General features: G+C 67.8%; 26 protein-coding genes and 2 pseudogenes. 14 read left to right on the top strand and 14 right to left on the bottom strand.

The genetic code is table 11. The features are described from left to right. Positions 1-194: 194 nt before the first annotated feature. The 6 genes from NOW55_RS08780 to dapA are packed head-to-tail and all read right to left on the bottom strand — an operon-like array spanning position 195 to position 6,033. Positions 195-1,310, bottom strand: a complete 1,116-nt coding sequence (locus NOW55_RS08780) for a M20 family metallopeptidase (RefSeq protein WP_256399721.1) — start codon at positions 1,308-1,310, stop codon at positions 195-197. Further along, the gene (gene dapF, locus NOW55_RS08775) at positions 1,310-2,191 is read right to left on the bottom strand and encodes a diaminopimelate epimerase (protein ID WP_256399720.1); all 882 of its coding nucleotides are present in this window, start codon (positions 2,189-2,191) and stop codon (positions 1,310-1,312) included. Before dapF ends, NOW55_RS08780 begins: the two co-directional genes overlap by 1 nt. After that, positions 2,188-3,513, bottom strand: a complete 1,326-nt coding sequence (gene lysA / locus NOW55_RS08770) for a diaminopimelate decarboxylase (protein ID WP_256399719.1) — start codon at positions 3,511-3,513, stop codon at positions 2,188-2,190. Before lysA ends, dapF begins: the two co-directional genes overlap by 4 nt. Then, the gene (locus NOW55_RS08765; RefSeq protein ID WP_256399718.1) at positions 3,510-4,337 is read right to left on the bottom strand and encodes a 2,3,4,5-tetrahydropyridine-2,6-dicarboxylate N-succinyltransferase; all 828 of its coding nucleotides are present in this window, start codon (positions 4,335-4,337) and stop codon (positions 3,510-3,512) included. Before NOW55_RS08765 ends, lysA begins: the two co-directional genes overlap by 4 nt. After that, positions 4,334-5,110 carry a 4-hydroxy-tetrahydrodipicolinate reductase gene (gene dapB / locus NOW55_RS08760; RefSeq protein ID WP_368407745.1) on the bottom strand — a complete coding sequence of 259 codons (777 nt, stop codon included), beginning with the start codon at positions 5,108-5,110 and terminating at the stop codon, positions 4,334-4,336. Before dapB ends, NOW55_RS08765 begins: the two co-directional genes overlap by 4 nt. Continuing rightward, on the bottom strand, positions 5,110-6,033 hold the full coding sequence (dapA, locus tag NOW55_RS08755) for a 4-hydroxy-tetrahydrodipicolinate synthase (protein ID WP_256399717.1): 924 nt from the start codon (positions 6,031-6,033) through the stop codon (positions 5,110-5,112). Before dapA ends, dapB begins: the two co-directional genes overlap by 1 nt. Before the next feature lie 353 nt (positions 6,034-6,386). Between dapA and NOW55_RS08750 the strand changes: the two genes are divergently transcribed. Further along, positions 6,387-7,217, top strand: coding sequence for a M48 family metallopeptidase (locus tag NOW55_RS08750; RefSeq protein WP_256399716.1), 831 nt, complete (start codon positions 6,387-6,389; stop codon positions 7,215-7,217). Between the two features lie 446 nt (positions 7,218-7,663). On the opposite strand, the gene NOW55_RS08745 is transcribed toward NOW55_RS08750, so the two are convergent. The 3 genes from NOW55_RS08745 to NOW55_RS08735 form a co-directional block, all read right to left on the bottom strand. After that, positions 7,664-8,386: a methyltransferase domain-containing protein gene (locus NOW55_RS08745; protein ID WP_256399715.1), complete on the bottom strand. Its 723-nt coding sequence runs from the start codon at positions 8,384-8,386 to the stop codon at positions 7,664-7,666. Continuing rightward, complete coding sequence (locus NOW55_RS08740) at positions 8,383-8,775, bottom strand: nascent polypeptide-associated complex protein (protein ID WP_256399714.1); 393 nt, start codon at positions 8,773-8,775, stop codon at positions 8,383-8,385. Before NOW55_RS08740 ends, NOW55_RS08745 begins: the two co-directional genes overlap by 4 nt. Positions 8,776-8,901: 126 nt before the next feature. Next, positions 8,902-9,375: a PUA domain-containing protein gene (locus tag NOW55_RS08735; RefSeq protein WP_256399713.1), complete on the bottom strand. Its 474-nt coding sequence runs from the start codon at positions 9,373-9,375 to the stop codon at positions 8,902-8,904. Between the two features lie 175 nt (positions 9,376-9,550). On the opposite strand from NOW55_RS08735, the gene NOW55_RS08730 reads away from it, so the two are divergent. Beyond that, on the top strand, positions 9,551-9,727 hold the full coding sequence (locus NOW55_RS08730; protein WP_256399712.1) for a hypothetical protein: 177 nt from the start codon (positions 9,551-9,553) through the stop codon (positions 9,725-9,727). 28 nt (positions 9,728-9,755) lie between these two features. Here NOW55_RS08730 and NOW55_RS08725 read toward each other — a convergent pair whose 3' ends face one another. Continuing rightward, positions 9,756-10,253, bottom strand: a complete 498-nt coding sequence (locus NOW55_RS08725) for a LabA-like NYN domain-containing protein (protein WP_256399711.1) — start codon at positions 10,251-10,253, stop codon at positions 9,756-9,758. Positions 10,254-10,366: 113 nt separating this feature from the next. On the opposite strand from NOW55_RS08725, the pseudogene NOW55_RS20760 reads away from it, so the two are divergent. The 3 genes and pseudogenes from NOW55_RS20760 to NOW55_RS08710 all read left to right on the top strand — a co-directional run. After that, positions 10,367-10,471 (top strand): annotated as a pseudogene (locus NOW55_RS20760) (nucleotide-binding protein); the annotation flags it as partial. A gap of 222 nt (positions 10,472-10,693) precedes the next feature. After that, positions 10,694-11,467 carry a nucleotide-binding protein gene (locus NOW55_RS08715; protein WP_256399710.1) on the top strand — a complete coding sequence of 258 codons (774 nt, stop codon included), beginning with the start codon at positions 10,694-10,696 and terminating at the stop codon, positions 11,465-11,467. Continuing rightward, positions 11,464-12,018 carry a DUF8054 family protein gene (locus tag NOW55_RS08710; protein ID WP_256399709.1) on the top strand — a complete coding sequence of 185 codons (555 nt, stop codon included), beginning with the start codon at positions 11,464-11,466 and terminating at the stop codon, positions 12,016-12,018. The genes NOW55_RS08715 and NOW55_RS08710 overlap by 4 nt, the downstream gene beginning before the upstream one ends. 18 nt (positions 12,019-12,036) lie before the next feature. Here the strand turns inward: NOW55_RS08710 and NOW55_RS08705 are convergent, their stop codons facing one another. Together NOW55_RS08705 and NOW55_RS08700 are read right to left on the bottom strand one after the other, a co-directional pair. Further along, positions 12,037-12,606, bottom strand: coding sequence for a DUF7344 domain-containing protein (locus NOW55_RS08705; RefSeq protein WP_256399708.1), 570 nt, complete (start codon positions 12,604-12,606; stop codon positions 12,037-12,039). A 327-nt stretch (positions 12,607-12,933) separates the two neighbouring features. Beyond that, complete coding sequence (locus NOW55_RS08700; RefSeq protein WP_256399707.1) at positions 12,934-13,464, bottom strand: DUF7344 domain-containing protein; 531 nt, start codon at positions 13,462-13,464, stop codon at positions 12,934-12,936. 412 nt (positions 13,465-13,876) lie between these two features. On the opposite strand from NOW55_RS08700, the gene NOW55_RS08695 reads away from it, so the two are divergent. The 4 genes from NOW55_RS08695 to NOW55_RS08680 all read left to right on the top strand — a co-directional run bounded on the left by NOW55_RS08695 (position 13,877) and on the right by NOW55_RS08680 (position 19,345). Continuing rightward, on the top strand, positions 13,877-14,854 hold the full coding sequence (locus NOW55_RS08695) for a SipW-dependent-type signal peptide-containing protein (RefSeq protein ID WP_256399706.1): 978 nt from the start codon (positions 13,877-13,879) through the stop codon (positions 14,852-14,854). A gap of 124 nt (positions 14,855-14,978) precedes the next feature. Then, positions 14,979-16,490, top strand: a complete 1,512-nt coding sequence (locus tag NOW55_RS08690; protein WP_256399705.1) for a vWA domain-containing protein — start codon at positions 14,979-14,981, stop codon at positions 16,488-16,490. 99 nt (positions 16,491-16,589) lie between these two features. Beyond that, the gene (locus tag NOW55_RS08685) at positions 16,590-18,497 is read left to right on the top strand and encodes a VWA domain-containing protein (protein WP_256399704.1); all 1,908 of its coding nucleotides are present in this window, start codon (positions 16,590-16,592) and stop codon (positions 18,495-18,497) included. A gap of 107 nt (positions 18,498-18,604) precedes the next feature. Further along, on the top strand, positions 18,605-19,345 hold the full coding sequence (locus NOW55_RS08680) for a hypothetical protein (RefSeq protein ID WP_256399703.1): 741 nt from the start codon (positions 18,605-18,607) through the stop codon (positions 19,343-19,345). 71 nt (positions 19,346-19,416) lie between these two features. On the opposite strand, the gene NOW55_RS08675 is transcribed toward NOW55_RS08680, so the two are convergent. Continuing rightward, positions 19,417-20,031 carry a hypothetical protein gene (locus tag NOW55_RS08675; protein ID WP_256399702.1) on the bottom strand — a complete coding sequence of 205 codons (615 nt, stop codon included), beginning with the start codon at positions 20,029-20,031 and terminating at the stop codon, positions 19,417-19,419. A gap of 486 nt (positions 20,032-20,517) precedes the next feature. Here NOW55_RS08675 and NOW55_RS20755 point away from each other — a divergent pair. The 5 genes and pseudogenes from NOW55_RS20755 to NOW55_RS08655 all read left to right on the top strand — a co-directional run. Next, a pseudogene (locus tag NOW55_RS20755) lies at positions 20,518-20,655 on the top strand (SipW-dependent-type signal peptide-containing protein); the annotation flags it as partial. A 60-nt stretch (positions 20,656-20,715) separates the two neighbouring features. Beyond that, the gene (locus NOW55_RS08670; protein WP_256399701.1) at positions 20,716-21,687 is read left to right on the top strand and encodes a hypothetical protein; all 972 of its coding nucleotides are present in this window, start codon (positions 20,716-20,718) and stop codon (positions 21,685-21,687) included. Further along, complete coding sequence (locus NOW55_RS08665) at positions 21,687-22,826, top strand: signal peptidase I (protein WP_256399700.1); 1,140 nt, start codon at positions 21,687-21,689, stop codon at positions 22,824-22,826. The genes NOW55_RS08670 and NOW55_RS08665 overlap by 1 nt, the downstream gene beginning before the upstream one ends. Beyond that, positions 22,827-23,624, top strand: a complete 798-nt coding sequence (locus tag NOW55_RS08660; RefSeq protein WP_256399699.1) for a hypothetical protein — start codon at positions 22,827-22,829, stop codon at positions 23,622-23,624. Beyond that, the gene (locus tag NOW55_RS08655; RefSeq protein WP_256399698.1) at positions 23,621-23,794 is read left to right on the top strand and encodes a hypothetical protein; all 174 of its coding nucleotides are present in this window, start codon (positions 23,621-23,623) and stop codon (positions 23,792-23,794) included. Before NOW55_RS08660 ends, NOW55_RS08655 begins: the two co-directional genes overlap by 4 nt. 1 nt (position 23,795) lies before the next feature. Here the strand turns inward: NOW55_RS08655 and NOW55_RS08650 are convergent, their stop codons facing one another. Continuing rightward, the gene (locus NOW55_RS08650) at positions 23,796-25,925 is read right to left on the bottom strand and encodes a histidine kinase N-terminal 7TM domain-containing protein (protein ID WP_256399697.1); all 2,130 of its coding nucleotides are present in this window, start codon (positions 25,923-25,925) and stop codon (positions 23,796-23,798) included. Positions 25,926-25,983: the final 58 nt, after the last annotated feature.

The raw sequence follows: 25,983 nt of genomic DNA, 5'->3' as shown, positions 1-25,983 counted from the left end.
CCACCAGAAGCAGTATGGTTCGTTGCTGGCCCGACGCGGTTGCGTGGACGAGGGTTCAAATACCAGCACGTAACCAGACGCGGCGTGGTCTGAACACCGCCGTTCCGTGGCCTGGGCGGGAGCGTGGCACACCCGGGACGGAGAAGCACGTGCCGCCTGTTCGCCAGTCGAAACCGATAGCTGCTGCTCCGCGCTCAGCCGACCAGTGATTCGACCGCATCCGTCACCACCGCCGCCGCCTGCTCGACGGCGTCGACGGTGACGTACTCCCGCGGCGCGTGTGCGACCGCGCCCTCGTCGTCGGCCAGTACCCCCGGGCCGAAGACGACCGTCGGCGCGCGCTCGGCGAAGTACGACGCCTCCGTCGCCGCGGTGAACGGCCGACACGCGCCAGCGCCAGCCCCGCGCATGGCCCGGACGACCGCGGCGTCCTCGTCGGTCGCCCACGGCCCGAGGAACGGCGTCTCGCGGTCGGTGAACGAGAAGTCGACACCAACGTCGGCGGGCACCGCCTCGCGGAGGTGGTCAAGCAGCGCCGCCCGGAAGCCGTCGGCGGTCTCGGGTGGGATCGACCGGCGGTCCAGCACCAGCTGCGCCGACGCCGGGACCTGATTCGTCGCCGTCCCGCCCTCCACGGTCGTCGGCGTGAGCGTCGCTCGGCCGAGCTGCGGGTGTGTCCCGGGCGCGTCGTCACGCTCGTCGAACGTTTCCAGCGCGTCGAGCACCCGCGCCAGCGCGCTCACGGCGTTGACTCCAGAGCCAGGTTCGGCCGCGTGTGCGTTCTCGCCCGAGAGCGTCACGGTGCCCTGAAACCGGCCCTTCGCTGCGGTGCAGACGTCGAGGTCGGTCGGCTCGCCGACGACGAAGGCGTCCGCGTCTGCGATTGCAGGCACGGGCTCGCCGTCGTTCCCCGTGACGAGGTGGTGTGCGCCGGTCGACAGCACCTCCTCGTCCGGCGTTACCGCCAGTGTCACCCGGCCGTCGCCGGGGTCGGTGGTGAGAAAGGCAGCGAGCAGCGCCGCCAGCGGTCCCTTCGCGTCGCAAGAGCCGCGCCCCCGAATCACGCCAGCGTCGGCGTCGTACTCGTAGGGGACGTGTGGCGGAACGGTGTCGATGTGCGTGTTCAGGACGACGTGCGGCTGCCCCGAGCCGCGTGTCGCCAGGGTGTTGCCGGCGTCGTCGACCGTCGCGTCGACGCCGTGTCTCGCCAGCTCGTCCACGAGGAGCGTCCGCATCTCGGAGACGTCCTCGTGGGACGCGACCGGCACCGCCCGGTGCAGGAACTCGACGGGGTCGAACGCCTCGTCCATCAGTCGGCCGTCGGCGGCGTCACCGGCACCTCGCCGTCGAACTCGTGGGCCACTGGGCCGTAGAGCACGGCCGGCCCGTCGTCCGGCACCTCGACGCGGAGGTCGCCGCCCGGCGGGGAGACGGTGACCACGTCGTCCTCGCAGCGCCCGAGATGGGCCGCGACCGCGGCGATGGCGACCGCGCCGGTGCCACACGAGAGCGTCTCGCCCTCGACGCCGCGCTCGAACGTGCGCTGGTCGTAGCCACCGGTGTCGCGCGGTGCGGCGAACGTGACGTTCGCACCCTCGGGAAAGACGTCGTGGTGGCGGATCGGCGGCGCGTCGGCCGCGAGGTCGACCGCCGCCACGTCGTCGACGAAGATGACGGCGTGCGGGACGCCGGTGTTGATACCGGTGACCGCGTAGCCCTCGAGCTGACCCTCGACGAGCGGCTCGTCGCGGTCGAGCGGGACGACCTCCGGCGCGAAGGATGGCTCGCCCATCTCGATGGCGACCTCGGGCCCGCCGTCGGGACCGTCGATCCGTCGCGCGTGGCGGGTGCCCGCCTGGGTGTCGATCATGACCTCGCTCGCGCCGGTGCGGGCCATCGCCCACTCGGCGGCGACGCGCGCGCCGTTGCCGCACATCTCGGCGGTCGAGCCGTCGGGCTGGACGAGCGTCATGACGACGCGGGGCGGGTTGTACTTGTCCTCGAGTGCGAGGAAGAGCACGCCGTCCGCGCCAGCGCGCTCGCCGTCGCCAGCGATGCCGTTGACGCGGTCGCAGTGGTGTGCCGCGAACGCCCCACGGTCGGGGACGTACTCGTCCGCGTCGACGACGATGAAGTCGTTGCCGGTGCCGTGGTACTTGCCGTATCGTACGTGTCGTTGTGAGATGCTCATTCTGGTACCTCCGGTCTCGTGACGTCGGCGAGCGTCTCGCGCCGTCGCGCGAGCGTCGCCGTCCCCGCCGTGACTGAGACCGTGGCTGGTCGCGGCCGGGAGTTGTAGTGGCTCGCCATCTCGTAGCCGTACGCGCCGGCGTTGCCGATGGCGAGGGTGTCGCCGCGCTCCGGGGCGGGGAGCGGGCGGTCCGTACAGAACGTGTCCGAACTCTCGCAGATGGGGCCGGCGACGGTCTGGGGGACCGTCTCGCGGCCGTCCGCGGAGAGGTTCCGGATCGCGTGGTACGCGCCGTACATCGCGGGGCGCGCGAGCGTCGTCATCCCGGCATCGACGCCGGTGACGACGGTGTCGGGCGTCTCCTTGACGGTGTTGACCGTGGTCAGGAGCACGCCCGCGTCGGCCACCACGTAGCGGCCGGGCTCGACTCTGAGCGTCGCGTCCACGTCGCCCAGGGCGTCGCGGGTGGCTGCAGCGACGGCGTCGAGGTCGAGCGGGTCGTCGTCCGCGTGGTAGGGGACGCCGAAGCCGCCGCCCACGTCGACGAACTCCAGGTCGAACGGAGCCTCGCGGACGAGGTCGCCCATCCGACCGACGAGCTCGCGGTGGGCCGCAAGGTCGTCGGCGTCGGTGATGCCCGAGCCGGCGTGGGCGTGGACGCCGACCACGTCGAAGCCGTACTCGTCGGCTGCGGCGAGCGCGTCGACCGCGCGGTCGTACGGGACGCCGAAGGTGGCGTCGCCGCCCGTGCGGACCTTCTCGTGGTGGCCCGCACCGACGCCGGGCGTGACCCGCAGGCAGAGCCGGCCGTCGTAGCCGCGCTCGGCGAGGCGGTCGAGCGTGTCGAGCGCGCCGACCGTGACGGTCAGCTCAGGGTGCTCGCGCCAGCGGTCGACGACGAGGTCGAGGTCGCGCGCCGGCGGGTTGACCGCCGTGTACTGCACGCGCTCCGCGGGGACGCCGGCGTCGAGCGCCCGGAGCACCTCGCCGGCGCTCGCACACTCGATGCCCGCACCCTCGTCGGCGAGCGCGGCGAGTGCTCGCCCGAGCGCGTTGGCCTTCGCGGCGTAGTACACGTCCGCGTCGGGGAACGCCGCCGCGAGTCGGCGGTAGTTCTCCCGGACGCGGTCGATGTCGAGGACGTACAGCGGCCCGCCGAAGTCGGCGACGAGGTCACGCAGGACGCCCGCATCCCAGTCGTCGAGCCGGCGGATGTCGGGGCCGCCGTCGGCCGCGGGACCGTCGAACGGCGCGCCGGCGGACGTGTCGGCCGGGGCGTCACCGCCGTCCTGCCGGTCGTCCCGCGCGACCTCGCCGTTCATTCGCGCAGCACCTCCTCGCGCTGGGTCGCTTCGAGCGTCTCGGCCTCCAGTCCGGTGGCGACGACGGCGGGCTTGTACGCGCCGCCGTCGATGAGGTCGTGCTCGCCGAGCGAGGACTCGACGAAGCGCTGGAACGCCCGGCGCTCGGGCGGGAGTTCGCCGTACAGGATCTCCTCCTCGACGAGGTCGTACACCGGAATCCGGGGCGTGAGCAGCGTGTTCTCCCCGACGACCGAGTTCGCGCCGACGACGAAGCCCGAGGTGACCCGACAGCCGGCCCCGAGCGAGACGCCGTCCTCGACGACGACCGGCGCGCCCTCGACGGGTTCGAGGACGCCGCCGATGAGCGTGTTCGCGCCGAGCTTGACGTTCGCTCCGATCTGGGCGCAGGAGCCGACGGTGTCACAGGAGTCGACGAGCGTGCCGTCACCGACGTGCGCGCCGATGTTGACGAAGCTCGGGCTCATCAGGATGCAGTCCGCGCCGATGTGCGCGCCCGCCCGGACGACGGTGCCGTCGGGCGTGTTCCGGCTGCCGCGCGCACCGAGGTCGCTCGTGTCCTGCAGCGGGAGCACGTCGTTGTAGGTGACACCGCCGTAGTCGTACGCCGAGATGTCGTGGCAGACGAAGTTGAGCAGGACGCCCTGCTTCACCCACGCGTTCGCCTGCCACTCGCCGTCGCGCTTCTCCGCGGCGCGGACCTCGCCGGCTTCGAGTGCGTCGAGCAGCGCGTGGAGCACGTCGTGGGTCTCGGGGGCGTGCGCGTCGAGTTCGTCGGCCTCGTGGCGCGCCCAGAGGTCCCGGATATCGGACTCGAGGCTCATGCGCCCACCTCCAGCACTTCGGCGAAGCTGTATTCGCCCGCGTCGCGTCCAGCCAACCACGCGGCGGCGTCGAGCGCGCCCTCGGCGAACACGCGGCGCGACTCGGCGCGGTGGGTGAGCCGGAGCTCCTCGCGACCGCCGGCGAGCCACACCTCGTGCATCCCGGTCACGTCGCCCGCGCGGACGGCGTGGACGCCGATCTCGCCCTCCCTTCTGGGTGCTTCGCCCTCGCGCCCGTGGACGCGCGGCGACTCGCCGCGGGCGTCGTCCACGGCGTCGAGCAGCGAGAGCGCGGTGCCGGAGGGGGCGTCGGTCTTGCCGTCGTGGTGGGCCTCGACCAGCTCCACGTCGTAGTCCGCGAGCGCGGCGGCGGCGTCCCCGACCAGCCGGTGGAGGACGGCGACGCCCTTCGAGAAGTTCGGCGCGTGGAGCACCGGCACGGAGTCGGCCGCGTCCGCCAGTGCCGCCCGGTGCTCGTCGGTCAGTCCGGTGGTACCCGTCACGAGCGCGACACCCGCGTCGGCGCAGGCGGCAGCGTAGTCTGCGAGGGCCGCCGGCGCGGTGAAGTCGACGAGGACGTCGACCTCGTGCGCCGCGAGCGCGGCGGGGAGGTCGGCGTCGGCGACGATTTCGGTGTCCGCCTCGGCGCTGGTCGGGTCGACCGTGTCGGCGTCGGACGAGACGGCCAGCACCACGCTCGCGTCGCGGTCGGCCGCGGCGGCGAGCACCTCGCCGCCCATCCGCCCGGACGCGCCCGTGACGGCCAGTCGCATCAGTTGCCCACCTCCGCGAGCGCCTCGTCGCCGCTCGCCGAGTCGTCGAGGTCGGCCAGCAGGTCCGCCAGCGGCTCGACGTACTCCTCGGAGAGACGGGTCAGGGGCAGGCGCAGGTGCGGCGGCGCGTGGCCCCGGATATGCAGCGCCTCCTTCACCGGGATGGGGTTGGTCTCGACGAACAGTTCGCGCGTGAGCGGCCCGAGCTCGTGGTGGATCTCGCGGGCGCGCTCGTAGTCGTCGTCGAGCGCAGCCTGGACGAGCGCACAGGTCCGCTCGGGCTCGACGTTGGCGACCACGGAGATGGTGCCGACGCCGCCGACCGAGCAGATGGGCAGCGTGAGGCCGTCGTCACCGGAGAGGACGGCGAACGCCTCGTCGCGGGTGCGCTCTGCGATCTCGCTGATCTGACCGAGGTCGCCGCTGGCGGCCTTGAAGCCCGCGATGTTGTCGTGGCTCGCGAGCTCGACGACCGTGTCGGGCGTGAGCCCCTGCCCCGTGCGCGAGGGCACGTCGTAGACGATCTGTGGGACGTCGACCTCGTCGGCGATGGTGCGGTAGTGCTCGACGAGCCCGCGCTGCTCGGGCTTGTTGTAGTACGGCGAGATGAGCAGGAGCGCGTCGGCACCGGCCTCGACGGACCGGCGCGAGAGCGAGAGCGCCTCGGCGGTGTTGTTGCTGCCGGAGCCGGCGATGACTGGCACGTCGGAGACGGTGTCGGCGACGGCCGCGACCACGTCGACGTGCTCGTCGTGGCTGAGGGTCGCGGACTCGCCGGTCGAGCCGACGGGCACGATGCCGTCGACGCCTGCGGTTTCGAGGCGCTGGACGTTCGCGCGGAGTGTGTCGTAGTCGATGCTGCCGTCGTCGTGGAACGGTGTCGTGATGGCGGGGTGGACGCCACTGAGTTCGATTGTCGTCATTTCGTTCGGGTTTCGTCGGGAGTCGTCGGTCGTCACACGGTTCAGAAGTCGAGTGCACCCGGGACGGGGTCGCCACGCCCGCACCGAGCACTTACCGTGTATAGAATTTCCCTGTAAAGCCGAAACCGAACGCGCCGCTCATCTCGGGTCGAGCCCGGCTTTGAGCGGCGACGGTCATCACATGGTTCACGGAGCGCGACCAGTATAACGCTTGTGCTGACCGGCAGAACCTGTCGCGGCTCGAACACGGTGACATGGGCCACAGTGGCGTGCCTGTGACTCCCACTCCCCCGGAGTCCCATGGTACGTTTGGCTGGCGTTTAAGTAGCGTGCGCCGCAACCGCCGTCTACAGATGCAACACACGGGTCTCAAGCTCAGGATGGCGTTCGTCGGGACCATCCTGTTCGGATTCTACTCCGCGCTGGCGCTCGTCGCACTCAGCGTGTTCGGCACCGGCGTCTGGCCGTTCGTCGCCGTCGGGACGCTGCTGTTCGTCGGCTTCCAGTACAAGTTCGGCAAGTGGGCCGCCCTCAGGAGCGTCGGCGCACAGGACATGCCCGAGGACGAGTTCCGCGAGATACACCGCATGGTCGAGGAGCTCTCGGCGGACATGGAGATCGAGAAGCCGAAACTCAAGCTCGCCCGGATGGGCGTCCCGAACGCCTTCGCAACCGGCCGGAAGGGCGCGGGCGTCGTCGTCGTCTCGACCGAACTCCTGCAGGTGCTCGAACCGGACGAGGTCGAGGCCGTCCTCGCCCACGAGCTCGCACACATCAAGAACCGCGACGTGGTCACGATGGTCGTCGGTCAGTCCGTCGCCGCCATGGTCGGCATGGCCGTCCAGCTGGTCGTCATCCTCGCCGGCGACAACGCCATCGTCGACTGGATACTTGGCTGGATCGCGGGCATGGTGGCCCAGATGCTCGTCATGGTGTTCGTGCTCGCCATCTCGCGCTACCGCGAGTACGTCGCCGACGCCGACGCGCGCCAGTACGTCGGCAGCGGCGACCCCCTCGCCCGGGCGCTCCAGAAGATACAGGTGAGCAGCGAGAACGCCGGCGAGACGCGCATCGACGACAGCACCGCCGCACTCTGCATCTTCGGCAGCGACAAGGGCCTGCTCCGGCGAATCCTCTCGACCCATCCGCCGGTCGAGAAGCGCATCGAACGGCTGCAGTCCTGAGCGCGGATTTTCAGTTGTTTTCGCTGTTCGAACAGCCGGTGGCAGCGCGCTCGACCCGGGTAGAGTTTACAGAACTGGTGCACGTCCCACCGCCGGCGCGCGGCTGGCGAGCGTGCCGAGCGCAGCGAGGCCGTGAGCCGCACTCGTGCGAGGGACGAGGAGCGCAGGAACGAGCACCGCAGGAGGCTGGGGAGGCGTGAGGTGCGGTCGCGGTGCTGTGCGGGGTGGGACTGAAAGGGGCGAGACGCTCGGCGAACCCCGGCGAAGTAAGCACCGCAGGAACGAGGAGCGCAGCGAGCCGCGGGAGCCGAGCATCTCGGGGCTTTCTGGCTGTTCGTGGTAGAATCTGTTCACACGGTCGACGAGGCGTTCTGGCTGTTCGCCGGTCAGGTGAGTTCCACGGATTCTGGCGAACAGTCGCCCGGAGAACTCCGAACTGAAAACAGCTACTCGAACCGCGCGAACGTCAGGTAGCCCGTGTGTCCAACACCACGGGTCGACGGCCGAGAGCCCCGGTCGTCGAACTGCATTTCGCGCTGGATGGTCTCGTAGGTGGTCACACCCGACAACCCGGCGTCACGGGCGGCCTCGGCTGCCGCCCTGGTCTGCTCGACGAACGGGGAGTAGACGGCGACGAAGCCGCCGCTGTCGAGCAGGCCGGGGGCGCGGGCCACCACGTCGGCGGCGTCGCCGGTGTCGAGCGTGATGACGTCGAAGTTGCCGAGGTCGTCGAGGTGCGGGCGGACGTCGCCGCTGCGGACGTCGACGCGGTCGTCGACGCCGGCGAGGCGCATGTTCTCGCGGGCGACGTCGGCGAACTCCGGGTCCTGCTCGAACGTGGTGACGGTCGCGCCGGCGCGGGCGAGGTAGGCGGCGAGGACGCCGGTGCCGGTGCCGGCGTCGAGGACGCGGTCGCCCTCCCCGACGCCGGTCTCGCCCATGACGAGACCGATGTCGCGGGGCATCATCGGCGCGCCGGTGCGCTCGAAGTGGCTGAAGAGGTCCGGGCCACGGAGCGCGCGGACGGTGAACGGCTCGCCGAGATGGGTCTCCAGCGTCGTTCCCGGCTCGGGGTCCTCGGGTACCTCCAGCACGCCGAGGTCCGTCTGGAGTTCGTCGCCGGGCGCGACGAGGTACTCCCGGTCGTCGTGGACGAGGACGACGCTCACTCTAGCTGGTCGACGGCCGCGGCGAGGTCGCCGTCGTTGGCCGCCAGTGCGGCGCGGGCGTCGTCCTCGCTGGCACCGGTGCGGGCGACGACGAGGTCGACGTCGTCCTGCGGGATGCCCTCGTCGGCGTCGTCGGCATCGCCAGCGTCAGCGCTGGTATCGCCGGACTCGAGCTCGCCGTGGGCCTGCTCCGTGGGCTCCCCGACGATCTGGTAGGTCTCCTGCCCGCGAGCGTCCATCTTCGTGACCTCGGCGCCCTCGAAGACGAGGTCGTGCTCCTCCGTGCGGATGATGACCTCCTCGGCGTCGATCTCCGTCACGTCGATCCCCATCTGCTTCATCATCTGCTTCATCTTGCGGGGGTTGAGCCCGCCGCCTCCTCCGAACATATCCGGAACCACTGCCCGTACCGGCAAAAACATGACGAACTACCGGGAAGCGCCGGGAGAGCCGGTGCCGTCGGCGGGTACCGTTGCGGGCGGTTGCGTCGTCGTCGACGGGTGGCCGACGGCCGGTCAGTCGCCCGCGCCGCTCCTGACGAAGACGGCCATCCCCGACTCGAAGTCGCGCATCGAGCCGGCGTCGAGCTCGGCTCGGCCGACCGCCAGCAGCTGGCCGTCGTGGTGGACGACACAGACCTCGTCACCCGGGCGGACCGCGGGGTCGACCTCGCGGACGAACTTCGCGAACACGTTCTTGCCCTCGCGGACGAACGGCTCGCTGTCGTCGCCGACGACGACCCGTGCCGTGGGGTGGTCGAGCGCGTCGTGCAGCCGGTGGCCGCCGGCGAGCCCGAGCGTGAACCGGCCGTCGACGCCGTGGCTGACCAGCCGTCCCTCGTCGGCGATGACCTGCTCGGGACGGCCGGAGCTGGTCCGGCGAACTTCCAGATCGTCGGCGGCGGGGAACAGCGCCGCGCCGGCCCCGGCCCCGAACTGGTAGTCGGCGAGCGTCCGCAGGTCGGGGACGTCGTGGTCCTCGTCGCTCATACCCCGGCGTTGCGCGGCCGCGGATAAACGCGTGTCGAACCCGTTGCGGGCCCGCTCGCGTGGCTGCCACACCCCCGAAAGATTTGTCACCCATACCCATGGGTTCTGGTACCATTCTTCGATGCTGAGATGGAGAGAAACATATATGCAGGCGCTCTCCTTGACTTCATACGAAATGAACACGACCAAGATCGCGCTCGGGGCGGTGCTCCTGTTCCTGAGCTCGGCCATCCTGCTGCTGCTCGGTACACCCGGGAGCTCCATCCCGGTGCTCGCTGGCGGTGCTGCCTCGCTCGCGATGGCGGCCGGCGCGCTGCTCGTCGGTACGTCCGAGGGCGGTCGCCCCGTCTGAACGGGCGACTCTTCTCCGGTCCGCAGCCTCAGAGCAGAAACGTCTCCGGCCGTTCGGAGAGGTCGATGAACCGGTCGGTGGCCTCGACGAGCTCGTCGGCCGTCGAGCTCTCGAAGCCCATCACCTCCACGCGCACGCCCTCGTGGCGCAGGTGCGAGCAGAGCCGCGAGAAGTCGCCGTCGCCGGTGCAGAGGATCATCGTGTCGACCTTCTTCGCGAGCGTGACGGCGTCGAGGCTCATCCCGACGTCCCAGTCGGCCTTCTTCGAGCCGTCGGAGAACGTCTTGATGTCCTTGATCTTCGGCTCGAAGCCGATGTCCTCCAGCGCCTCGAAGAAGCTCTCCTCCTCCGGCGAGTCCGCCCGGATGACGTACGCGATGGCCCGGGTGAGCTCGCGGCCCTGCACCCCCTTCTCCAGCAGGGCGGAGTAGTCGATGTTGCGCGTGTAGATGCTCTGTGCCGTGTGGTAGAGGTTCTGTGCGTCCACGAGCATGGCGACGCGCTGCCCGGAGTGTATCTCGGTCATGTCTGGGTGTCGTGCGGGCTCCCTGAAAGCCCTTTACCTCGGTCGCCAGAGCCACCGTGGGAACGAGGCCGGTCGCCAGCAACCCACCCGGCCCGTTCCACGACGGCCAACTCGTGACTTCGACGAGACTGGTCGCCGGGACGGCGAGCCACGTCGGCAAGTCGACGGTCGCGGCGGGGCGCTGCCGGCTGCTCGCCGACCGCGGAGTCGACGTGGCTGCGCTCTTGTCTGCCGCGCGACTGCGTGTTAATTACTGACACATTGGCCACAACAGTTACTAGTGAGGGTCGTCTCGGTACGGATGGTTGGGGCCGCACCCTGGCCACTCACACGCTCGACGTGGATGGCAGTTTCTCCCCCCACACCGATTCCCCCAATCGGTTTTCTTTCATCGGACAGCGACACGTAACATCTTTGTACGGTCGGGCAGCAGTCGTGGCATGGTCGAAGCCGTCGCCGTGGCCAGCGGGAAGGGTGGGACCGGCAAGACGACGGCGACGCTCGCACTCGGGATGGCGCTCGCTGAGCGCTACGACGTGACCGTCGTCGACGCCGACACCGGGATGGCGAACCTGCTGTTCCACACGGGCCTCGCCGACGCCCCAGTCACGCTCCACGACCTGCTGCTCGGCGACGCGAACGTGGCGGTCGCGGACGCCGTCTACCGCCGGTTCGGGATGGACGTGGTGCCGTGTGGCACGTCCCTCGACGCCTTCCGCGAGGCCGACCCGGCCCGCCTGCGCGACGTGGTCGCCGAGCTCGCGAGCGACACCGACGTCCTCCTGCTCGACTCGCCGGCCGCACTCGACAGCGTCAGCGCCGTGCTCCCCGTCGTGCTCGCCGACCGGGTCGTCGTCGTCCTCCAGCCCACGGTGCCCGCGCTCTCGGACGGCCTGAAGGTCCAGGAGTACGCCCGCTCCTACGGCACCGACGGCGCGGGCGTCCTCTTCAACAAGGTCCACGACGACGACAACGTCGACCGCATCGCCGAGCAGACCGAACGCTACTTCGACGGGCCGGTGCTCGCGAGCGTCCCCGACGCCGACGCAGCCCGGGAGGCCCGGGACGCGGGCGAACCGCTGCTCGCGCACGCCCCCGAGTCGGCCGCCGCCGAGGCGTTCCGCGAGGCCGCCGCCGGCATCGAGATTCGCGACGAGGCCGCCGACGACGTGGCCGCGCGCTTCCGGAGCGCGGTCGTCCCCGAGCAGCCATGAGGCTCCCGCGCGGCGACCTCGTGCGCTCGCGCACCGCGACCGCCCCCGACGACACGCTCGCGTGGGCACTCGACGCCACCCACACGGGCTACCTCGTCCTCGAACCGGCCGACGCACTGCTCGGCGGGGAGGACGACGCCTGCGTCCTCACCCTCGCCGACGGCGTGCCCCGGCTCGCGTACCACACCGGCACCGAGCGCGGCGGCACGTCCGCGCTCGCCGACGTGGCCGGTGCTGGACCGTACAGCGTCGACTGCTACGCGGTCGACCGGGCGGCCATCGAGGACCTCCCAGACGCAGACGAGCTGGTCGTCTCCCCGGACGCACCGGCGGAGCGACTCGCCGGCGATTCGGCACTCGCGGAACGGACCCGCGCGGCCGCTCCGGCCGGGTGGACCGACGAGGCCGCGACACCCGCGGACCCCGTGGAGGCCTTCCTCGCGGACGAGGAGCGACTGGACGCCATCCGCGACCGGGCACGCGAGGAGGCCCGTCGGAAGGCGCGAGAGTGGGACCTCACGGACGCGCTCGTCGACGGCGACGAAAACTGAGCCGGACAGCCGGCGTCGTCAGAGCCGCCGGCGACGCGTGTACACGGTGTGTGCGAGCGCGACGACGAGGAAGAGCCCGGCACCGACCGCCGCCGTGGCGAAGCCGCTACCGGCGAAGAAGGGCACGACGCCCGCCGCCGCAGCGACCACGAACGCCGCGTTGACCGCCGCGACGCCGACCGCGAAGTCGCTCCAGGGTATCTCGTCCCCCTCGAGCACCTCCAGGTAGACGTCGAGTTCGTCGACGGTCTCCGTCCGTTCGATGGTGCCGCGGTTGCAGTCGTACTCGACCACGTCGAGCTCGTGCAGCTTCGGCAGGTGCGACTGGTACAGCGAGGTGTACACCCGCTTGCGCTGCTTGTACGTGACCTCCTCGACCGGGATGTCGTTCTCCCAGGCCGCGATCTGCTCGGCGAGGTCGCGCAGCTCGACGCGGTCCTCCGTCGCGTGCTGGTTCAGGTACTTGATTGCGAACCGACGACGCGCGTTCGACAGGACGGTGAAGACGCTGTCCTGCGAGAGTGTCGTGTCTCGGTTCGTCGGTTCGGTTCCGCCTGTGGTAGATAGTTCGGGCTGTTCGAGTTGCAAACTAGTTCCCCCCAGGATTCTGGGGAACGTACGACGCCATAAAGGGGGTCAACTGTTCACTCCGCACCACTGTTCACGCCCACGACAGGTCGGGCCTAACACGACGTTAGCTGGCGCTGCGACGCGAGAAACCCACAGCAAGCGGGCACCTATCGAGTGGTATCGAGCGCTCCGGAGCGCAGGTCCACGCCACGACCGACGGGAGCGTCGACCGGCGGCCGCGTGCCCGATTCGTCGTGTCGGTTCCGAGACCCGAGATGTCTCGTGTGGGGGTATATCGTGGTTGCTCGGACCCCGTTCCGCCAAGCTCGGGCGCGTCGCACCGGCTCAGTCCCGCAGGCTCTGCCGGATGTACCAGCGGTTCGACCAGAGCTGATAGGTGACCAGCAGGGCGAAGCAAGCGAGCGACCCGCTCGTCCACAGCACCGGGTCGACCGCCGAGACGACCGGGAGGCCGACGAGCGACCAGAGCACCAGCGTCAGCGAGGCGACGCCGAGACTCCGGTACACCTCGCTCCAGGTGACGCCGTGGCTCGTGACGACCTCCATGTACTGGTCCACGTCGCGCGCGTGCTCGCTCGGGTGGACCTCGCGGGCGTCGCGGTCGTAGTCCACGACGCCCAGCTCCTCCAGCTTCGGCAGGTGCGTCTGGTGCAGCGAGTTGTAGACGCTCTCGCGGGCCGCCCGCGGCGGCGGCGACTCGCCCGTCTCGCGGGCCGCGATCTCCAGCGACAGCTCGTGCAGCGTCGTCGGCTCGCCCGACGATTCGACGGTGAGGTGTCTGATGGTCTGCCGTCGACGGTTGTTCGCCAGTATCTCGAATATCGTCCCCTCCGGTAGTGTGTCAGTCCTGAACATCTCTCTCCCCCTCCCCAGGGTCTGCTGTTTGCACCGACGGGTGGAAGCACCGTCACCATGAGGAGCATACGGGTTCGGTATGCGAGCATTGTACATCGGGGGGTGATTCGACGTGTCCACTTGTGACCCGTTATCGGCGCGCTGATACGCCGGTTCGACCCAACGCCTTCCTTCGATATCGGGTGTTTAGGAGTCCAGTAATCCCCTGGTGACCACCGGCCGTCGTGGGTCGTGACCGCCCCCGAGTGGGGACACAGTCGTCTTCCGGCCTGTATCGGGTCGTTCGAGGCCGCGTTCGACCCTCAATTCCGGGATTGAACGGTGACGTGGTGACGGATAACTACGGGGGTATCTCTGGATGTACTCGACAACCGAACTCCGCCAGCTGTGGGGAGTTCGGGGGGAATCCACTATGTCAGACAAGAAACTCGGACTGTCGCGCCGGCGCGTGCTCGGTGGCCTCGGAGCCATCGGCGTCGCGTCCGCAGGCGCAGGACTGGGAACAAGCGCGTACTTCAACGACGTTGAGACATTCGAAGAAAACTCCTTCCAGGCGGGGACGTTCTCGATGGAGGTTGAGCTGCTCGATCTCGAGAATGCCGTCGACCAGGACGGAATCGGCCCCGACGAGGATGACTGGTACTCGGAGTCCGGGGACGGTGAAGGGATGGTCGGTGCGAGTATCGACATCAGCGACCTCAAGCCCGGCGACACGTACAACTTCTGCTGGTGTATCGACGTGGACGGCAATCCGGGTGTCGTCCGCGCGTACATCCCGTGGGACTCCGTCGAACATGCGACCGGTATCGAGAACGGAACGCTCGACGATGGAGCATCGGACGACCTTCCGGGCGTCGAGACCGACGACGACTTCGAGACCCTCCTCGGGTCCGAGGACATCACGGTCTCCAAGAACCTCTACGTCTGCGAGGAGAACGAGGATGGGGATCACGTCAAGGGCGAGCAGATCCTCGAGAACGACATCACGTACGATCCGGACGACTCGGATACGTACGCACACGATGGTGGCTTGGGGAACTGGGTGACGAGCCTCTCTGACAACGATTTCACTAGTCAGGACGGCGTTCCAATCGGGTCTCACAACGGGGTGGGCACCAAGAACCCGGAGGATGACGAGGATCCTCTCTCCGAAGGTGAGTCCGACTACATCCTGATCGGTTCGGACGAAGGGTCCCACTGGGGTGCAGTCGCGTACTGCATGACTATCGAGGTCTCCGAGGACGCCGGGAACGAACTCCAGGGAGCGTCGGCTTCGTTCGACCTCCAGTTCCGTGGCGAACAGGCCCGGCACAACGACCACCCGTTCTCCGACCTCGCCACCCGGCCGAGAACGGACGATCCGACCGACTGGACCGACATCCCCGTGTGACAGCTGGGTAATCCACTGCAGAACTCGACCCACGTTGGAACTCCCATATCCTCGGTGTCTCCGAGGCTCCATGGACGGCGGTTCGACTCCGCCGGTGGGTCTTCCCCGTATGGGGGGAGATACAATGTCAGAGAAACCACTCGCACTCTCACGGCGGAAGATACTGGCCGGCATCGGCGCGGCGGGCGTCGCCAGCGTCGGCGCAGGGCTGGGGACCAGCGCGTACTTCAACGACGTCGAGTCGTTCGAGAACAACTCGCTCACGGCGGGTGAGCTCGACCTGCGGGTCGACTGGCAACAGTTGTACTACGGCCCGACGGAGTCCTGGGAGTTCGTCAACGCACACCCCGACGACATCGGCGACGGCGAACAATCAATCGAACTCGACGGCGAGACCTACCGATACAGCGACGAGGGGCAGAATATCGTCGACGTGCTCGACTGTGACACCCTCGGACAGGACTACGAGTCCAACTTCGGGGACCAGGACAGCCTGGTTTCGCTGGGCGACGTCAAGCCCGGCGACGAGGGTGAGATCACGTTCAGTCTCCACCTCTGTGACAATCCCGGATACATCTGGCTCACTGCCGACGACTTCAGCGAGTCTGGTGGGGCGACCCCTGACCCCGAGGAAGAAGAGTTGGGTGAGGGCGAGTCCGACGATGGTGAACTCGCCGAGAACATGAACGTCGAGTTCTGGTACGACGACAACTGTAACAACTCACTCGACGGCGGTGAATCCGGTGCGGACCTCGACGTGATGTTGGTTCTCGACCGTTCCGGGTCGATGACCAACCAACCAGACAAGTTCCAGGACATGAAGGATGGGGCAGAGACCCTCGTCAATACGCTCACGGCTGACGACCAAGCTGGTCTTGCTTCGTTCGCCGGGTCCGCAAGTCGAGATCAGGATCTCACGGATACCGACGCTAGTGGAAAGATCGCTGTGAATGGCACCATTCAGGGGCTTTCATCTGGTGGTTCGACGAACATTGCCCAGGGTATTGAGTACGCCGCCGAGGAACTTCTCGACGACGAGTCGCTGTACGGTACTTCGACGAGTCCCAGTGGTAACGCCGAATCGGACCACACGAAGATCATGGTCGTTCTCAGCAACGGTGGAGAGACCATTGGAGATGCCGATGCAGCTGCTCAGACCGCGAAGGACAATGGGATTCGGGTGTTCTCCATCGCGTACGGGAGCGGAGCCAACACTACCCTGCTCCAGAATGTAGCCTCCTCAGGCGACTTCTACGACTCGTCCGACGTCGATGACATCGAGCAAACGTTCGAGGACATCGCTGAAGACATCGCTGGCGAGACCCTCATCCTTGGGAAGGGGGACGGCGTCCACGACGACCACGTGACGCTCGCCGAAGCGATGGAAATCATGGAATCGAACGGTGGCATGGTTCCCCTCGACGGAACCGGTGATATGGAGTACGGTGATGGACCAACGTCTGAAGCTCGTGACTGTTTCGAGGCGGGACAGAGCTACTGTATCGGTGCTCACTGGTGGGTCCCGACGGATGTCGGCAACGAGATCCAGGGAGACAGTGTCGAGTTCGACCTTGGCTTCTACGCCGAGCAGTGCCGCCACAACGACGGCAGTGGACCGGAATCGGTTCCGGAGTAACGTCAATGAATAACGACCCACACCGGTGAACGCTCGGGATTACACCCGCGCGACGACGGTTCGACTCCGTCGGTGGGTCCTCCCCGGAGGGGGGGTACAATGAGCAACGAGAACATCGGACTTTCACGGCGGAAGATACTGGCCGGCATCGGCGCGGCGGGCGTCGCCAGCGTCGGCGCGGGTCTGGGGACCAGTGCCTACTTCAGCGACGTCGAGTCGTTCGACGGCAACACCATCGCGGCCGGTGAGCTGGACCTGAAGGTGGACTGGGAAGAGCACTACAACTACCCGCAGCTGCTCGGGTTCGACGACCCGACGGCCAACCTGGAGTACGCACCGGTGCGGGACCTCGAGGCCATCCCGTCGGAGACGGACCCGGACGGATGGATGCCGTTCCCGCCGGGGACCGACGACGGCGACGATACCCCGGACCCGATGCTGTACGTCTACGACGGCAACGAGTCGGAGACCACCGACGTGGACCAGTACATGATGGACACGGCCATCGAGTCGTTCCCCGACGCGGAGAACGACGGGAGCGCCGAGTTCCCACTCGAGGCGATGTACCCGAACCTCGATGCGTGCGACGTGCTGGCCGACGTGGGTGACCCCGAGACCAGCGATCTGTCGTCGTACACCACAGCGGACCCCGAGACGCTCGGCCGAACCGACAACGCCGACACGCGGTTCGACGACGGGAGCGCGGCACCGATGATAAACCTCACCGACGTCAAGCCCGGCGACTTCGGCGAGGTCACGTTCAGCACGCACCTCTGTGACAACCCGGGCTACCTCTGGATGGCGATGCCCGGCGGCCTCGACCTCGACGAGAACGGCCTCACCGAGCCCGAAGCGGAGAGCGAGGGCGAGGAGGAGGACGTCGTCGAGCTGGCCGACGAGATACAGACCGCCATCTGGTACGACAACGACTGCGACAATCTCGTCGACCGCGAGGAGAAGCTCGACATCATGGCCATCGCGGACACGTCGGGGAGTATCAACGGGAGCCAGATGGACATCATCGAAAGTGCCGCGAATACGTTCGTCGACTTCCTGCCGGAGGACCAGATAGACGGTGAAGACCGGGTCAGGGCCGGCCTGTTGACGATGAACGGGCCGGGAGACTCGGGAGAGGATCTCCCAGACCAGCCGGTACTCCAGAAGGGAATGGGCCCGCTTTCGCAGTTCGACGAGGACAATGATGGAGACGCCGATGTCGGCGAGTCACTCCCCGAGCAGGGCAACGGCAACACCCCGATGCCCCACGCGCTCGACCTCGCACGGAAGGTCCTCCAGGATCAGGGTCGGGGAGACGCCAGGCAGGTCATCTTGCTGGTGACCGACGGCCTGCCCGACTACGTCAGTTCGGGACCGACCGTTCCTTACACCGTCGAAGATCCAGACACCGGCGATACGTACACGTCCGAGAATTACGACGGGAACTCGGACGGTGCAAGTAGCTGTACCGAGCTCGACGAGACTGGTGACGTCGCCGACGACATCAAGGGCGAAGGCATCGACATCCTCGGCGTCGGTATCGACATCGGCGACACTAGCTGTCAGGAGGAGGATGACGATGGCAACCTCGTGACCATTGCTGGCGACACGTTCCTCCAGTGTCGGGTGACTGGACTCGCACCCAGTCCCGACACCTGCGAGCCGAACCAGTTCTTCGATGTCGACGACTACGCCGATCTGGAGGACGTCGCGGAGGACATCGGGATGCAGCTCGTCGGCGGCGATGCGACGGGAGAACAGATAATTTTCCGGGGAACGCTCCGGGAGGCGGAGACCCTGCTCACTGACGGGAACGGGTACCCCCTCGATGCCGACCGCGACACGGAGGGCCGCCAGTGCTTCCAGCCCTGGCAGACCCACTGCTTCGGCTTCTCGTGGTGCCTGCCGTACGACGTGGGTAACCACGTCCAGTCCGACGAGGCCGGCTTCGACATCGGCTTCTACACCGAGCAGTGCCGCCACAACGACGGCGAACAGGAGGCCGTCTGATCGAGTACTCCCGGTTTCCAACCCACGAAGGGTCGGTCGGTCCTCCGTGAGGACTCGACCCGGCAGTTCAACTCTGCCGGTGGGCTTCGAACATCACTCGAACACGTATGTCAAAACTATTCAGTCGCAGGCGGCTGCTCGCTGGGCTGGGAGCCGGTGGTATCGCATCCGTCGGCGGGCTCGCGCTCTCAACCGAGGCGGCGAAGGCGTACCCGAACTCGGACTCGCTCGCGTCGACACCGCTCCGGTACGACTGGCGGGAGACGTACAACGGGACAGTCGTCGACGGCGGAACGACAGTGACGGGGACGGACGCAGGTCCACGGATCGCGATTACAGACACGGTCCCCGGTGACTGGGGGACGCTGAGCATCAGACTGCAGCTCGCGGACGACGCCCCCTCGGGCGACGGGGTCCGGCCCTTCGTTACACTCGACCTGACTGCGACGCCGGAGAACGGTATCAACGACGCCGAGTCCCACCTCGACGACAGCCCGAACCAGGGTGAACTGCAGGAGTTCCTGACCGTCTCGCTGTGGTACGACACCGGAACCATGGGTATCGACGCTTTCGGCGCTGAGAACGGTATCAAGGACGTGGGGGAGCGCCTGGTCCACCCCGACGCGAGCGGGACGCTCCCATCGGTGGCTGCGGTCCTCTCGACACCGACACTGCTCGACCCCGGCGAGGCAGATCCGGGGGGAGACTCGTGTCTCTCCGGGGACGACAGCCTCGGGTTCGTCCTCGGCTGGAAGTTCGATGCGGACGCTGGTCCCAACGACGTGAACGTGACACAGTCCGACGGTGTCGCGTTCGATCTCGGACTCACCATCGAGGACTGCGACTGAGCGCGACAGTCTGCGACGACCGACGACAGCGCCGCCGCTCGATGGTCGGCTACTCCCCCCCCAACGGTCGTTCAGTCCGATGTGGCGGCCGTCGTGCCCCGATGTTCCCGCAGGATTCGCTCGAAGTACGGCGTCATCACGACCTGTGCCTGCTCCCACTCCCGTGTGTCGTGCAGTTCGACGCCGAGTAGATAGCGTGCTGGCTCCGGACCGTATCCCGACTGTCCATACCGGGGTTTGTCGGGGTACTCCGGAGACTGCAGCGCGGCACGGTACTCGTGTAGCTGTGCGCGCTTCATCGGCGTCCAGTAGTCGCCGCCCACCTTGTGTCGCCGCCACGCGAGGGTGCTCTGCTCGGCGTACCGTGGGTCGATGTCGACGAGGTTGGCTCGCCGTGCGAACGCCGATCGGACGTCGCTCCAGTCGGCATCGTCGAGCGCTACACGGTCTATCTCGCCACCGACCGTACACGAACGTTCGACCTCGTCCTTGGCCCAGAGTGCATCGACGTACGCGACGGCCGCCCGTCTGGCGGTCCGTTCCGAGACGTGCTGGAACTGCGCAGTGTCGACGGCCGCGAAGGCATCGACGGCGAGCTCGCGCTCGCGCTGGTCGTGATGCTTGAAGCCGAGACAGAGCTGTCTCGCCAGGCGTCGTGCGTTCGTCCGGAGGTCGTTCGGTTCCACACCATTTTCAGTTCGTTCGTGGGGGGTCGCCATTCCGTCGACCGTCGTTTGGCCGTGTGATTCAAATACTTAATTTTAGATTGCCAATCGGTTACCACCAATATAATCACGTTTCAGACCGTATCACTACTGGTTCGGGCGTTTTCTGGCCACCGTTCAGTCGGGTCCCACAGTGCTGCCGGACGGAAGGCCGTCGAGGAGTGCGGTTTCGAGCGCCAGACCCACCATCGGGAGACGGTCGATAGGGCCCCACCCGGGGTAAACGACCGATTACCGGATTACAGGAACCATATACCGGGACAGTATTCGCTCGTTGCTCCCCGGTACGACGCTCATTCATATCCCCCTGCTTCGGCTACGTTGAGCCACGAAGACGGTCGTCCGGTGGGGGCCGGACGGTCGAGGGGGGAGACCTGTGAATCCAGGCATATCCGACGACCACAGTCGAACGGGCGGGACAGGACACCTCGCGGGAGGTGAGAGGACGTGAGCCGCGAGCGCGCCTCGCTGAGCCGGCGGCAGCTCCTCGGGAGCGTCGGGGCGGTCGGCGCACTGAGCGGTGTAGCCGGCACCGGGACGTGGGCCCTCTTCGAGGACAGCGAGACGTTCGCCGCCTCGATGAGCGCCGGCGAGGTCGGAGTGAGCATCGACTGTGACAGCTGTCAGACGACGGGTGACGGGACGGTGTCGTTCGACCTCTCGGGACTCAGGCCCAGCACCGAGACTCGTACCGAGCGGTTCCACATCACCGCCGACGCGAACCCGGTTCGAGCCTGGTTGCGGACGAACTGTCCCGAGCCCGTCGATCCGCTCGGTGACGCCGTCGAGGTCCAACTATTCTACGACGGCGACTGCGGAGAGAACGGGCGGACCAAAATATATCCCGACCCCGATAGCAACGACTCCTGGTCCACCCTGAACGAGTTTCGGCGGTGGCTCCGAGGCGGACTCCGGCTCGACGATCTCGACGACCAACCGTGTTTCGACGGTACACTCTGTCTCGACCTGGACTACCGCCTGCGAGGCGACTGGGCGGAGGACCTCTCGACCGAGCTGACGTTCGAGGTCGCCGCGGAGCAGTGTCGCCATGTCGACGAGGGCAGCGCCACGTCTCCGTTCCCGCCCGCTGACTGCCCGGAACTTGATTGTCAATACTGCGTAGAGTTCGGCAAATTGGATGTTGACGAGGACGACGACGGCCGGCTCTACCCGAGAGTCTACGAATTCACCGAGCTCTGTTCACAGTTTATCGACGACGGGAACACGTATGCGCTGGAAGTGCTCGAAGCAACGAACAAGGAAGAGGACGACGAGACCCAGGAGACTGTCTGTGTCAGCTTCCGGCTGCTCGCTGGGGAGAGCTGGGACGCTCTCGACGAAGCGAACGCACCCGCTATCTGTTCGGTCGCGGTCAAAGGTGGCCGGCTCACAGAATCCTACGAGGTCGACCCGCCGTCGACCCGCACCCGAGGGGAGGTCTGCACGGTGACACAGGACGGGGATACCGCAACCGGCGCGCTTCCAGCAATCAGCAACATCGTCGTCTCAGTTTGTTCTGAGAGCGACACCGGAGACTGTTTCGGCCCAACTGACGGTCCTGGCGGACCACCTAGCCAGGCCGATACCAGTGACCAACGCTTCGAGGTGAGCGACTGATGGTGGACAAGCGACGCGTCCTGCACGTCGTCGGCCTGCTCGCGCTCCTCATGGTCGTCGTGCCGTTCGTCGTCTACGCCTTCCCGACGGCGGCCGGTGCGGACCACAGCTTCGTCGTGCTCTCGGGCAGCATGGAGCCCGAAATCGCTCCCGGCGACGTGGTCATCGTGGACGAACGCTCGACCGAGTCCATCGAGGAGGGCGACGTCATCACCTTCGTCAGGGGTGAGGGCGACAAGCCGGTGACCCATCGGGTCGTCGGCGTCGAGGAGCGCGGCGACACCACCGTGTTCACGACGAAAGGGGACGCGAACGAGGACGTCGACGCCCAGCCGATACCGGCGGGGAACGTCATCGGCGAGGTGACGGTCACCATCCCGTACATCGGCCACGTCATCCAGTTCGCCCAGCGACCGGTCGGCTTCGTCGTGCTCGTGCTCCTGCCGCTCGGGCTCCTCGGGCTCTCCGAGATCTGGACCGTCGTCCGCAACCAGCGCGACGACGGTGCAGGTGACGACACGGGCGACGAGACCGTCGCAACAGTCGCCACCACTTCCGGCGCGACCGCCGCCGAACCCGACGACGAGGCCGAGGTGACGCTGACGGCGACCGACCTCACGCTCGCGACCGGCATCCTCCTCCTGGTGGCGCCGTACACGGTGTACGTCGCCCTCCAGCTCCGGAACCCGGTGACCTTCACGGCCGCGTTCGCCGCCGGGTTCTCGTTCGTCGGCGTGGCCGGACTCTGGCTCACGGCCCGCCGCGGCGACACGGGGCAGCCGGCTGCACCGCCCGACTCGTCGGACGACGACGGAGACGACGGCGGCTGGGACGACGACGCGTTCGGGTTCGGCGACGACACCGACTGGGCACTCGCGGAGGCCGACGACGCGTTCGACGAGGGCGACGACGGTTTCGCTGACGAGGGCAAGGCCGCGTTCCCCAACGACGCCACGACGGCCGGTGACGGTGCAGCAGCGGCGAGCGACCCCGCACCGGAGACCAGCGAACACGACGACACGTCGGGCGACGGCACGTCGGCCGACGAGGAGTTCTTCGACGATCCGACACCCGAGACCGAGCCGACGGACACCGGCGTGTTCGACGACGCCGCTGCCGGCTCGGAGGAGGTGGACTGAATGAACCGGAACGTCCTCTTCGCGGTCGTCTGTAGCGTACTCCTCGTCTCGGCCGCGTACCTGGCCGGCTTCGGGACCGTCGCCACGCTCACCGACAGCGCCAACGCCAGCGGGAACGTCTCGACCGCAGGTGACTTCGACGACTCCGTGACCGTCGTCACCGCCGAGCCCGACGAGGAGACGGCGGCGGAACGGACCGCCGCGACGGCGAGCTGTGACGCCCCTCAACCGGACGACGGTAACGGGTCGAGCGGTGACGGGTCGGTGTCTCAGAACACAACCGAGAACGCGAGCAAGGAGTCGCTCGCGAGCGACTGTGGCGACAACACGACCGAGACGGGGACCTCTGAAACCGAGTCCATCGGAATTCAGACCGACGACGGCACCGCGAGCAACAACACCGACAACGACACCGACACCACCCTCAACAACACCGACAACGACACCGACAACGACACCGACACCACCCTCAACAACACCGACAACGACACCGACAACGAAACCGACACCACCCTCAACAACACCGACAACGACACCGACAACGAAACCGACACCACCCTCAACAACACCGACAACGACACCGACAACGACACCGACACCACCCTCAACAACACCGACAACGACACCGACAACGAAACCGACACCACCCTCAACAACACCGACAACGAATCGACGGACGGAAACGAGTCGATCAGTCGCTGGCGAACGGTCGAACGCTCTGATGGCCCCGCTGCGGTTCCCGCGATGACTGCCTCCCCCGGTGCCGAACGGTTTCTGCTGATAGGAGGGCGTCGATGAACGCTCCCTCCCGACCCTCAGGCTCTCCGACGAACGATGGAGACGACCCGAGTGGCCGGACCATCCTGACCGTCGGGCTGTTGCGCAGGGTCGACAAGCGCTCGGTGGTGCTGGTGCTGTGGCTCGTGCTCATCCTCGCGGTGCTGTACGGGCTCGTCGTCGGCCCCTGACTCAGCCGTCGGGGTCGTCGCCGTTGCGGTTCACGTGTGCCGCGACGACCTTCGAGAGCGACTTCCGGAGGTGGCTGTGGAACGTCGAGGAGGCGATGTCCATCGCGTCTGCAATCTCCTCCGCCGTGCTCTCGCGGGGCCACTCGAAGTAGCCGGCGTTGTGGGCGGCGACGACGGCCTCCCGCTGGCGGTCGGTCAGCCCCTCGACGGCGGCGGCCCGCACCTCGTCCTCGGCCGCTGGTGGGCGCTCCTGTTTCGAGCGTAGCGTCACCGGCCCGACAGCCGCTTCGAGTGCCTCCGTCAGCTCGCGGACGGCGTTCCCGGTGGCGGTCTCGGCGACGAACGTCAGCTGACCGTCGCGGGCGCTGGCCTCGCCGAGCCGTGCGCCGCGGGCGGTCACGACACCGAGTGCGGACGGGCCACGGAGGCGGACCTCGACGGTGTCGCGGTTCGGGACCTGCCGGGCGCGTTCGACCTCGTCGGCCTCGGTGAGCGTGGCGATGACCGCCTCGACGTCGTCGCAGCCCTCGACGTCGACGTAACACAGCAGCCCGGAGTCCTCGACCGGCACGGTCCCCTCGACGGTGAGCGTACAGTCGTGGGCGGCGCTGGCGCGGGCGAGGACCGACGCCGCCGCCGGCACCTGGTAGGTGAGCGCGACGAGGCTGTCCGAGAGCAGTGTCTCGCGTGTCTCGATGGCGTTCAGCGCCATCCCGACGCTGGCACACAGCTCCTCGAGGATGGTCAGCTCGTGGTCGTCGAACACCCCCTCGCGCTCGCTCTCGACGGTGAGCGTGCCGTAGCCGACGGAGGCGAAGGCGATCGGGACCTGCGCCCGCATCCGACCGGCGTCGGTCTCCTCGACGCTCGTCTCCATCGCGGTCTCGTCACGGATGGTCGGGTGGACGTACCAGGGTGTGGTCGCGAGGCGGTTGGTGACCCCGTCGAGGAGTTCGGGACGCGACTGCGCGCGGACGATGCTCGTGAGCACGCTCCGGATGGACTGGTTGATGGCGTCGAGCTCGCTCAGCTCGGTGCGCTGGCGCTCGAGCTCGTCCTGACGGCGTTCGAGCTCGGCGAGCCGGTGTTCCCGCTCGGTCACGTCGTGGAGCAGGTACGCGGTGCCGACCGACCGTCCCCGGCCGTCCTCGACCGGCGAGGCCGACACCTCCAGCTGGCGGTCGCCGATGGAGATGAGCGCGGGTTCGTCGCCCGGAGCGGGCCGTTCCGGGAGGAGTGCACCGATCGCGACCCCGATGAGACCGCTCTTGCGTTCCTCGTCGGGCCAGGTCGAGGGCACGGAGAGCACGTCGCGGGCTGCCTGGTTGTCGGTGACGACGGTCCCCTCGCCGTCGGTGATGAGGACGGGGTCGTTGAGCGTCCCGAGCGCGGAGGTGCGCCCGAGCTGGAGGATGGAGGGTGGGCGTTCGAACAGGTCGTGCTCGAAGACGGCGACGGCGAACGCGAGGCCGGTGATGCTGAACGCGTACGGGGTCATGTCGTGGCCCTCGTAGATGGCGTAGCCGAGCACCGAGAGCAGGTTCGCGACGGTCGGCGTTCCGATGCCGACGATGAGGGCGGCGCTCGCCGCGGAGAACGACTGCTCGGAGCGCCGGACGGTGTACAGGAGCAGCGCGACACCGCCGCCGAGCAGCAGGTAGGTGTAGAGCAGGTTGATGCGGTACCAGGGGCCCTGTTGCTGGGTGGCGACGGTCACGCCGTCGACGGCGCGGAACGTCCAGTCCCTCCAGACGAGCGGGTGGTACTGGCTCGTCCAGACGAGCACCAGCGTCACCGCCGGGACGATGCACAGGCCCGCGACGACGGCCGGGCGCTGGAGCTCCTCGAAGCCGGTGTACTCGGCGAAGAACAGCAGGACGAAGACGGGTGCGAGGACGATACCGAACCACTGGAGCTGCTCGAAGAACAGTCGGACTCCGTACTGGTCGGCGGGCGTGAGCAGGCCGGCGGCGTAGCCGGCGCTCCAGACGCTCGCGACCACCATCATCCCGGTGAACGGCGTCGCACCGGGACGGCCACGGTTCCGCCAGCCCACGACCGCGAGCCACGTCGTCAGCAGCGCGGAGAGTCCGAGCAACGAGACGTGGAACGCCGCAGCCAACCCGACCATCTGTCGTCTGAATCGTATACGACCGCCGAGTGATAGCGTTTGTGATACGTACGGGTCC

The organism is Haloarchaeobius litoreus (assembly GCF_024495425.1).
GTDB classification, from domain to species: Archaea; Halobacteriota; Halobacteria; order Halobacteriales; family Natrialbaceae; genus Haloarchaeobius; species Haloarchaeobius litoreus.
The sequence above is the reverse complement of the archived record's forward strand: the minus strand, read 5'-3'. Positions and strand labels throughout refer to the sequence as shown.

Excerpts from the sequence above, each read along its gene's own strand:
- NOW55_RS08730 (WP_256399712.1), top strand. The coding sequence starts at position 9,551 with ATGAACACGACCAAGATCGCGCTCGGGGCGGTGCTCCTGTTCCTGAGC.
- NOW55_RS08750 (WP_256399716.1), top strand. The coding sequence starts at position 6,387 with ATGCAACACACGGGTCTCAAGCTCAGGATGGCGTTCGTCGGGACCATC.
- NOW55_RS08765 (WP_256399718.1), bottom strand. The coding sequence starts at position 4,337 with ATGAGCCTCGAGTCCGATATCCGGGACCTCTGGGCGCGCCACGAGGCC.
- dapF (WP_256399720.1), bottom strand. The coding sequence starts at position 2,191 with ATGAGCATCTCACAACGACACGTACGATACGGCAAGTACCACGGCACC.
- NOW55_RS08660 (WP_256399699.1), top strand. The coding sequence starts at position 22,827 with ATGAACCGGAACGTCCTCTTCGCGGTCGTCTGTAGCGTACTCCTCGTC.
- NOW55_RS08780 (WP_256399721.1), bottom strand. The coding sequence starts at position 1,310 with ATGGACGAGGCGTTCGACCCCGTCGAGTTCCTGCACCGGGCGGTGCCG.
- NOW55_RS08715 (WP_256399710.1), top strand. The coding sequence starts at position 10,694 with ATGGTCGAAGCCGTCGCCGTGGCCAGCGGGAAGGGTGGGACCGGCAAG.
- NOW55_RS08710 (WP_256399709.1), top strand. The coding sequence starts at position 11,464 with ATGAGGCTCCCGCGCGGCGACCTCGTGCGCTCGCGCACCGCGACCGCC.
- NOW55_RS08650 (WP_256399697.1), bottom strand. The coding sequence starts at position 25,925 with ATGGTCGGGTTGGCTGCGGCGTTCCACGTCTCGTTGCTCGGACTCTCC.
- NOW55_RS08690 (WP_256399705.1), top strand. The coding sequence starts at position 14,979 with ATGTCAGAGAAACCACTCGCACTCTCACGGCGGAAGATACTGGCCGGC.
- lysA (WP_256399719.1), bottom strand. The coding sequence starts at position 3,513 with ATGAACGGCGAGGTCGCGCGGGACGACCGGCAGGACGGCGGTGACGCC.
- NOW55_RS08680 (WP_256399703.1), top strand. The coding sequence starts at position 18,605 with ATGTCAAAACTATTCAGTCGCAGGCGGCTGCTCGCTGGGCTGGGAGCC.
- NOW55_RS08700 (WP_256399707.1), bottom strand. The coding sequence starts at position 13,464 with ATGTTCAGGACTGACACACTACCGGAGGGGACGATATTCGAGATACTG.
- NOW55_RS08725 (WP_256399711.1), bottom strand. The coding sequence starts at position 10,253 with ATGACCGAGATACACTCCGGGCAGCGCGTCGCCATGCTCGTGGACGCA.
- NOW55_RS08735 (WP_256399713.1), bottom strand. The coding sequence starts at position 9,375 with ATGAGCGACGAGGACCACGACGTCCCCGACCTGCGGACGCTCGCCGAC.
- dapA (WP_256399717.1), bottom strand. The coding sequence starts at position 6,033 with ATGACGACAATCGAACTCAGTGGCGTCCACCCCGCCATCACGACACCG.
- NOW55_RS08695 (WP_256399706.1), top strand. The coding sequence starts at position 13,877 with ATGTCAGACAAGAAACTCGGACTGTCGCGCCGGCGCGTGCTCGGTGGC.
- dapB (WP_368407745.1), bottom strand. The coding sequence starts at position 5,110 with ATGCGACTGGCCGTCACGGGCGCGTCCGGGCGGATGGGCGGCGAGGTG.
- NOW55_RS08740 (WP_256399714.1), bottom strand. The coding sequence starts at position 8,775 with ATGTTCGGAGGAGGCGGCGGGCTCAACCCCCGCAAGATGAAGCAGATG.
- NOW55_RS08655 (WP_256399698.1), top strand. The coding sequence starts at position 23,621 with ATGAACGCTCCCTCCCGACCCTCAGGCTCTCCGACGAACGATGGAGAC.
- NOW55_RS08685 (WP_256399704.1), top strand. The coding sequence starts at position 16,590 with ATGAGCAACGAGAACATCGGACTTTCACGGCGGAAGATACTGGCCGGC.
- NOW55_RS08665 (WP_256399700.1), top strand. The coding sequence starts at position 21,687 with ATGGTGGACAAGCGACGCGTCCTGCACGTCGTCGGCCTGCTCGCGCTC.